6 protein-coding genes, 1 tRNA gene and 1 pseudogene are annotated in these 7,951 nt (G+C 61.9%); all 8 read left to right on the plus strand.

Features of this window, described 5'->3' with window-relative positions; translation table 11 throughout:
* Nucleotides 1-93: 93 nt before the first annotated feature.
* Nucleotides 94-1,011, plus strand: coding sequence for a 4-(cytidine 5'-diphospho)-2-C-methyl-D-erythritol kinase (gene ispE / locus AOZ49_RS15085; RefSeq protein ID WP_054476189.1), 918 nt, complete (start codon nt 94-96; stop codon nt 1,009-1,011).
* Nucleotide 1,012: 1 nt separating this feature from the next.
* Nucleotides 1,013-1,089, plus strand: a tRNA-Gln gene (locus tag AOZ49_RS15090).
* 135 nt (nt 1,090-1,224) lie between these two features.
* Nucleotides 1,225-2,175, plus strand: coding sequence for a ribose-phosphate pyrophosphokinase (locus tag AOZ49_RS15095; protein WP_006227587.1), 951 nt, complete (start codon nt 1,225-1,227; stop codon nt 2,173-2,175).
* Between the two features lie 127 nt (nt 2,176-2,302).
* Nucleotides 2,303-2,917: a 50S ribosomal protein L25/general stress protein Ctc gene (locus AOZ49_RS15100; RefSeq protein WP_054428955.1), complete on the plus strand. Its 615-nt coding sequence runs from the start codon at nt 2,303-2,305 to the stop codon at nt 2,915-2,917.
* Between the two features lie 97 nt (nt 2,918-3,014).
* The gene (gene pth / locus AOZ49_RS15105) at nt 3,015-3,611 is read left to right on the plus strand and encodes an aminoacyl-tRNA hydrolase (protein ID WP_054476190.1); all 597 of its coding nucleotides are present in this window, start codon (nt 3,015-3,017) and stop codon (nt 3,609-3,611) included.
* Nucleotides 3,611-4,390 carry a CPBP family glutamic-type intramembrane protease gene (locus AOZ49_RS15110; RefSeq protein WP_054476191.1) on the plus strand — a complete coding sequence of 260 codons (780 nt, stop codon included), beginning with the start codon at nt 3,611-3,613 and terminating at the stop codon, nt 4,388-4,390. Before pth ends, AOZ49_RS15110 begins: the two co-directional genes overlap by 1 nt.
* A gap of 95 nt (nt 4,391-4,485) precedes the next feature.
* Nucleotides 4,486-5,577 carry a redox-regulated ATPase YchF gene (gene ychF, locus AOZ49_RS15115; RefSeq protein WP_054476192.1) on the plus strand — a complete coding sequence of 364 codons (1,092 nt, stop codon included), beginning with the start codon at nt 4,486-4,488 and terminating at the stop codon, nt 5,575-5,577.
* Nucleotides 5,578-6,070: 493 nt separating this feature from the next.
* Nucleotides 6,071-7,951: pseudogene (hsdR, locus tag AOZ49_RS15120) on the plus strand (EcoAI/FtnUII family type I restriction enzme subunit R); the annotation flags it as partial.

Below are 7,951 nucleotides of genomic sequence, written 5' to 3' on the forward strand. Positions count from 1 at the left end.
GGCCGTGCCGACGGTCCTTCTTTGCCGCGCCCGGCGCCGCCGTGTCCGGCGGATCGCTAAAATCGACGCAATCGTCCTTTTTCCCGATCCGCCGTGACTCTCTACGACGTACCCGCGCCCGCCAAGGTGAACCTGTTCCTGCACGTGGTGGGCCGCCGTCCCGACGGCTACCACCTGCTGCAGACCGCTTTCCGCTTCATCGACCTGTGCGACACCCTGCATTTCGAGGCGCGCGCCGATGGCGTCATCAGCCGCGCCGCGGAATTGCCTGGCGTGTCCGAAGCGGACGATCTCACCCTGCGCGCCGCCCGCGCGCTGCAACAGGCCACCGGCACGCGCCAGGGCGCGCAGATCGCGCTGGAAAAGCGCATTCCGCAGGGCGGCGGACTGGGCGGCGGATCGAGCGACGCGGCCACCGTGCTGATCGCGTTGAATCGCCTGTGGGGCACCGGCCTGTCGCGGCGCGAGCTGATGGACCTGGCGCTGCCGCTGGGCGCGGACGTGCCGGTGTTCGTGTTCGGCCAGTCCGCTTTTGCCGAGGGCGTGGGCGAGAAACTGACGGCGCTGGACCTGCCGGCGCGGGCCTATCTGGTGGCGCAGCCGGACGCGAGCGTGCCGACCGTTGGAATTTTTTCCGCACCCGATTTGACAAGGGATTCTTCTTACATCACAATAGCGGACTTTCTTGCTTCGCCTACATTTTCCTTCGGGAAAAATGATTTGGAGCCGGTGGTCTACCGTCTTTATCCTGAGGCTCTCAGGGCATCGCGGTGGCTTGCAGAGCAGGGTGTGTTGAAAGACACGGGAACCCAAGTTCGCATGTCGGGATCTGGCGCGTGTTTGTACGCCGAGTTTTCCGAACTTTCGGAGGCCGTTTTGGCGAAAACGGAAATTACCGCTACAATGCGCGGCGCTGTTAAATTAAACAGCACAACGCATCCACGGTTCCGGTTAGTGCAGGCATGTCCTGGGTTGACTGAACATCCGTTGCGGAATTGGATTGCAAGATAGTTGGGGAGTCGCCAAGCTGGTTAAGGCACCGGATTTTGATTCCGGCATGCGAAGGTTCGAATCCTTCCTCCCCAGCCAACCGAATACATAACAAAGCTGTTGAACACGCCTGTAAGACACTGGCCCGGGTTCAGCAGCTTTTTTATTTTCCGGTTTCAGCAGGTTCTCGCATCACCTCGTTAGTGTCTCGAAACGACCATCGCATCATCCATCATGGCAAACGATAGCTTCATGATCTTCACGGGCACGGCCAATACTCGGCTGGCCGTGGACGTAGTCAACCACCTCGATATGTCCCTGGGCAAGATGACCGTCGGTCGCTTCTCCGACGGCGAGGTGATGGTCGAGATCAACGAAAACGTGCGCGGCAAGGACGTCTTCGTCCTGCAGCCCACCTGTGCGCCTACCAATGACAACCTGATGGAAATCATGGTGATGGTCGATGCCCTGCGCCGCGCTTCGGCCGGCCGCATCACCGCCGCGATTCCCTATTTCGGCTACGCCCGCCAGGACCGCCGCCCGCGTTCGGCGCGCGTCGCGATCTCGGCCAAGGTCGTGGCCAACATGCTGCAAGTGGCTGGCGTCGACCGCGTCCTGACGATGGACCTGCACGCCGACCAGATCCAGGGTTTCTTCGACATTCCCGTGGACAACATCTACGCGGGCCCGATCCTGCTGGGTGACATCTGGCGCCGCAATTTCTCGAACCTGGTCGTCGTGTCCCCGGACATCGGCGGCGTGGTGCGGGCCCGCGCGCTGGCCAAGCAGCTCGAAGCCGACCTGGCCATCATCGACAAGCGTCGTCCGCGCGCCAACGTGTCGGAAGTGATGAACATCATCGGTGAAGTCGACGGCCGCACCTGCATCATCATGGACGACATGGTCGACACCGCCGGCACGCTGTGCAAGGCGGCCCAGGCCCTGAAGGACCGCGGCGCCGGCGCCGTTTACGCCTATTGCACGCACCCCGTGCTGTCGGGCGGCGCCATCGACCGCATCGAGGCGTCGGAACTGGACGAACTGGTCGTCACCGACACCATTCCGCTCTCCGAGCAAGGCCAGGCCAGCGGCAAGATCCGCCAGCTGTCGTGCGCCGCGCTGCTGGGCGAGACCATCCTGCGTATCTCGAACGCGGAATCGGTCAGCTCGCTGTTCGTCGACTGACGCCAGCCTCCCCGTTTTTTGTGTCTTGCTGGTCGCGGCAAGACGCAAGCAACACGGCGCACCTGTTGTGCGCCGTGATCACAACCGGCGAAGTCCGCTTCGCCAATTTTTGTTTTTGGAGTTTTCCATGAAATTTACTGCCACTGCGCGTAGCGTCCAGGGTTCGAGTGCGAGCCGCCGCCTGCGCCGCGCGGGCCGCGTTCCCGCCATTGTCTATGGTGGTACGGCTGCCCCGTTGAACATCGAACTCGACCACAACGAGATCTACCACGCCCTGCGCAAGGAAGAATTCCACGCTTCGATCCTGCAAATGCAGCTCGAAGGCGCCAAGGACGAACAGGTCCTGCTGCGTTCGGTTCAATGGCACGCCTACAAGCCGCAAGTCCTGCACGTGGACTTCCAGCGCGTCGACGCCAACCAGGCGCTGCGCACCAAGGTGCCGCTGCACTTCGTGAACGCTGAAGTCTCGCCGGCCGTCAAGCTGAGCGGCGCGATCATCAGCCACGTCGCCACCGAACTGGAAATCACCTGCCTGCCGTCGGCGCTGCCCCAGTTCATCGAAGTCAACCTGGCCGACATCCTGGCCGGCGCTTCGATCCACCTGGCCGACATCAAGCTGCCGATGGGCGTGACCTACGTCCCGCACGGTGGTGAAGAGAACCCGCTGCTGGCCGCCGCTGTCGTCAAGGGTGGCGCTGCCGCCGACGACGCCGACGCCGCTCCGGCTGCTCCCGCCGCCTAAGTCCTGCCGGAAAGCTTCGGCTTTCCCGCGGCTTGCGCCCGAAACCCTGCGTGTGCATTTGCATGCGCAGGGTTTTTTGGTTTAAACACCCCCCATCATGTCTATTCCCATACGCCTCATCGTGGGATTGGGTAACCCCGGTCCCGACTACGAAACCACCCGCCACAACGCGGGCTTCTGGCTGGCCGACCACCTGGCGGACGACCTGCGCGCCTCGTTCGCGCTGGAGAAGTCGTTCTTCGGCATGGTGGCCAAATCCCGCCTGGGGGCCGACAACGTCCTGCTGCTCAAGCCCAACACCTACATGAACCGTTCCGGCCAGGCGGTCGGGGCGCTGGCGCGCTTCTACAAGCTGACGCCGGAGCAGGTGCTGGTGCTGCACGACGAACTCGACCTGATGCCGGGCCAGGTGAAACTCAAGCAGGGCGGCGGCCACGCCGGCCACAACGGCCTGAAGGACATCCAGGTCGCGCTGGGCAGCCCCAACTTCTGGCGCCTGCGCATCGGCATCGGCCATCCGCGCACGCTCGGCCTGGCGCAGCAGGTGGCGGACTTCGTGCTGCACCCGCCGCGCCGCGAAGAGCAGAAGGAAATCGAGGCGGTCATCGACCGCTGCCGCGCCGTGGTGCCGGCCATGCTGGCCGGCGACTTCGCGCTGGCCACCCGCCAGCTGCACAGCGGCAACGACGCCTGATGGACGGCGCTTCGGGTTCCGCCAGGCCGCGCAAGCTGCGTTTTCGCAGCGAGCTGGCGGACTTCTGGCGCTTCGTGCGCCATCCGCACCCGGCGCGCCGCCTGCCCGGACGCACGCCGGCGATCGGCTGGGTGTCGGACTGGTGGCCGGGCGTCGGCCCCGGACGCCTGCTGGCCTGGGCCGCGGTGCTGTGGCTGATCAACCTGTTCGCCCTGGGGCCGGTGGCGGTCGCCGCGGCCGGCGTCGGCGGTGTCACGCATCGGCTGGACCCGGCCAATATTCCCTGGCTGACGGCGGTGATCTGGGCCCCGCTGGTCGAGGAAATGCTGTTCCGCTACGGCCTGCGCCGGCCCAAGCAGGCGCTGTGGCTGTGCCCGGCGCTGCTGCCGGTGGTGCTGTACGGGCCGCGCATCTGGACCGGCCTGCTGCTGGCCGCCTTTGTGTTGCTGGCCTGCTGGTCGCTGCGCCCGCGTCCCGAACCGCTCAAGGGCTGGAACACCGCGTGGCGGCGCCATTACCTGAAGCACTTCGGCTGGGTCTTCCACCTGGTGGCGCTGACCTTCGCCGCGGTGCACCTGACCAACTTCGTCTTCAACCACACGCCGTACTGGCTGCTGCCGCTGCTGGTGCTGCCGCAGTGGCTCACCGGCCTGGTGCTGGGCTGGATCCGCATCCGCCGCGGCATCGGCGCGGCGATCGCGCTGCACGCCATGTTCAATGCCGGCCCCATTTTGCTGATCTGGGCCGTGATGCGCTGGGCCCCCACGGCGGCCGGTTGAGCCGTCCGTCCCCCTGGGCGCGGTCATCATGGCGCGCGGCCCGGCGGGGTAAACTAGAACGTTAACGATCAATACCGTACTTACACAGGATTCCCATGGCTCTGCAATGCGGCATCGTCGGCCTGCCCAACGTTGGCAAATCGACACTCTTCAATGCTCTGACCCGCGCCGGCATCGCCGCCGAGAACTATCCGTTCTGCACCATCGAGCCGAACGTCGGCGTGGTCGAGGTGCCGGATCCGCGTCTGCAGAAGCTGGCCGAGATCGTCAAGCCCGAGCGCATCCTGTCGGCCACGGTCGAATTCGTCGACATCGCCGGCCTGGTGGCCGGCGCCAGCAAGGGCGAAGGCCTGGGCAACCAGTTCCTCTCGCACATCCGCGAAACCGACGCCATCGTCAACGTGGTGCGCTGCTTCGAGGATCCCAACGTGATCCACGTGGCCGGCAAGGTCGACCCGATCGCCGACATCGAAGTCATCGAAACCGAACTGGCGCTGGCCGACCTGCAGACCGCCGAAAAGGCCCTGCAGCGCCACCAGAAGACCGCGCGTTCCGGGGACAAGGAATCGCAGCGCCTGGTCGCCGTGCTGGAAAAGTGCGTGGCCCAGCTGAACGAAGCCAAGCCGATCCGCGCGCTCGACCTGTCCACCGAGGAAAAGGCCGACATCGCCCAGCTCTGCTTCATCACCGCTAAGCGCGCGATGTACGTGGGCAACGTGGCCGACGACGGCTTCACCAACAACCCGCTGCTGGACCGCCTGACCGAATTCGCCGCCGCCCGCAACGCGCCGGTGGTCGCCATCTGCGCCGCCATCGAATCGGAAATCGTCGACCTGGACGACGCCGACCGCCAGGCCTTCCTGTCGGACATGGGCATGGAAGAACCGGGCCTGAACCGCCTGATCCGCGCCGCCTTCAAGCTGCTCGGCCTGCAGACCTACTTCACCGCCGGCGTGAAGGAAGTGCGCGCCTGGACCGTGCCGATCGGCGCCACCGCGCCCCAGGCCGCGGGCGTCATCCACACCGACTTCGAACGCGGCTTCATCCGCGCGCAGACCATCGCGTATGAAGACTACATCGCCTACAAGGGCGAGCAGGGCGCCAAGGAAGCGGGCAAGATGCGGGCGGAAGGCAAGGAATACATCGTGCAGGATGGCGATGTGATGAATTTCTTGTTCAACGTCTGATCGGGGCGGTCCATTCTTAGTTAATTGCTGGGTGCTCGGCAGTCCATGGTGGTTGTGAAAGGTCTTCCACACCCTGTTATGGTCTGCCGAGTTCCAATCGCTCGTCCGACTCTAGACGATTGCGTTGAAGTTAAGGGTTGGTTGTCTGTCGTCGCGCTGCTTTGACTGTGTGGCGTTCTGAGGGGCTGGCGGGCGTGAATAGCCCAATTCCGCTTATTCGATGGCCGTCGAATAGAAGCAATGGATCCGCCAATGAGGGTAACGAGTCGGAGAATTACCCCATTTGAGCGTTGCGAGATGGGTCGGCTTTTGAATGGGCGTTGCCTTCCGACCGTGTTCGTCTTGAAATGATACATTTGCATGTCAAGATGTCATCGGATCACGATAATGCAGCGCTCTCTTGTTATTCCCCAGCAGGCAAACGGCTCGTATCTTTCCGAGAATCTGGCGGCAAGTGTCGGACTCTTGATGTGCATGGATGGAGTGCCATCCTATGACTAAGCAGGCCTACAGCGAGCGCGATATCTGCACCAAGTTCATTACGCCCACTCTGAAAGATCAGGGATGGGATGTTGTGACTCAAGTGCGCGAGGAATATCCGCTGACGAAAGGGCGGGTCATCGTGCGTGGTCAGTTGCATACGCGCGCACGGCACAAGCGTGCCGACTATGTGCTTTTCTACAAGCCTAACCTGCCTATTGCAGTAATCGAAGCCAAGGACAACAAGCACAGCGTCGGCGCGGGCATGCAGCAAGCTCTTGGATACGCCGAAATGCTGCAGGTGCCGTTCGTATTCAGCAGCAATGGCGATGGCTTCTTGTTCCACAACAAGCTTGCCAAGGATGGCGTCATTGAGCGTGAATTGGCCCTGGATGAATTCCCTGGCCCAGAGACGTTGTGGCAGTGGTGGGCCGAGCACCAAGGATTAAGCGCGCAGCAGCAGGCATTGGTTGCCCAGGACTACTACAGTGATGGCAGCAACAAAGCGCCTCGCTATTACCAGTTGCTCGCCATCAACAAGACTGTCGAGGCAATTGCCCAGGAGCAAAAGCGCATCCTGCTGGTGATGGCCACGGGCACGGGCAAGACCTATACCGCTTTCCAGATCATCTGGCGTTTGTGGAAGTCGCGTGCCAAGAAACGTATTCTGTTTCTCGCAGACCGCAACATTCTGGTCGATCAGACCATGACCAACGACTTCAAGCCGTTCGGCGCGGCGATGACCAAGATCCAGAAGCGGCAGGCCAACAAGTCATATGAAATCTACCTATCGCTTTACCAAGCTGTCACCGGAAGCGAGGAAGAGCGGAACATCTACAAGCAGTTCAGCCCGGAGTTTTTCGATCTGATCGTGATCGATGAATGTCACAGGGGTAGTGCTGCCGCGGATTCCGCCTGGCGTGAGATTTTGGAGTATTTCTATTCGGCGACTCAGATTGGTCTGACCGCGACGCCTAAGGAAACCCGAGATGTTTCCAACATCAATTACTTCGGCGAGCCTGTCTACACGTACTCGCTACGTCAGGGCATCGAAGATGGCTTTCTCGCGCCCTACAAGGTGGTGCGCGTCGACTTGGACAAAGATCTGACTGGTTGGCGCCCCGACAAGGGCATGCTCGACAAACATTGCAACGAGATCGAAGACCGCATTTACAACCTGCGTGATTTCGATCGCACGTTGGTGTTGGAATTGCGCACACAAGTGGTGGCGCGCAAGATCAGCGAATACTTGAAAGCCAGCAATCGCTTCGATAAGACTATTGTCTTCTGCGACAACATTGATCATGCCGAGCGCATGCGCCAGGCTCTCGTGAACGAGAACGCTGATCTGGTGGCGCAAAACCACCGCTATGTCGTGCGTATCACTGGCGACAACGAAGAAGGCAAGATGGAGCTGGATAATTTCATCTTCCCCGAAAGCAAATACCCCGTCATTGCGACGACCTCCAAGCTGATGACCACGGGTGTAGATGCCCAGACCTGCAAGCTCATCGTGTTGGACCAGCGTATCCAGTCGATGACCGAGTTCAAGCAGATCATCGGTCGCGGCACGCGCATCAACGAAGACTTCGATAAGTACTGGTTCACCATCCTTGACTTCAAGAAAGCGACCGAATTGTTCGCCGACCCGGATTTCGATGGTGATCCGGTGCAGATCTATGAGCCGAACCCCGGCGAATCCCCGCTGCCTCCAGATGAGGGGGGGCGACGATGGGGCGCCTGATGATGAATTCACTTACCCCAGGCCTGTCGATAATCCCATGCCGCCAGGCGGTGTAGCCGAACCGTTACCAGGCGAAGGCGGCGACGGTGTGCGTCGTTACGTGGTCGCCAATGTAGAGGTCAAGGTGGTGGCCGAACGGGTGCAGTACTT

Source organism: Achromobacter sp. 2789STDY5608615 (genome assembly GCF_001298995.1).
In the GTDB taxonomy this organism is placed as follows: Bacteria; Pseudomonadota; Gammaproteobacteria; order Burkholderiales; family Burkholderiaceae_B; genus Achromobacter; species Achromobacter insuavis.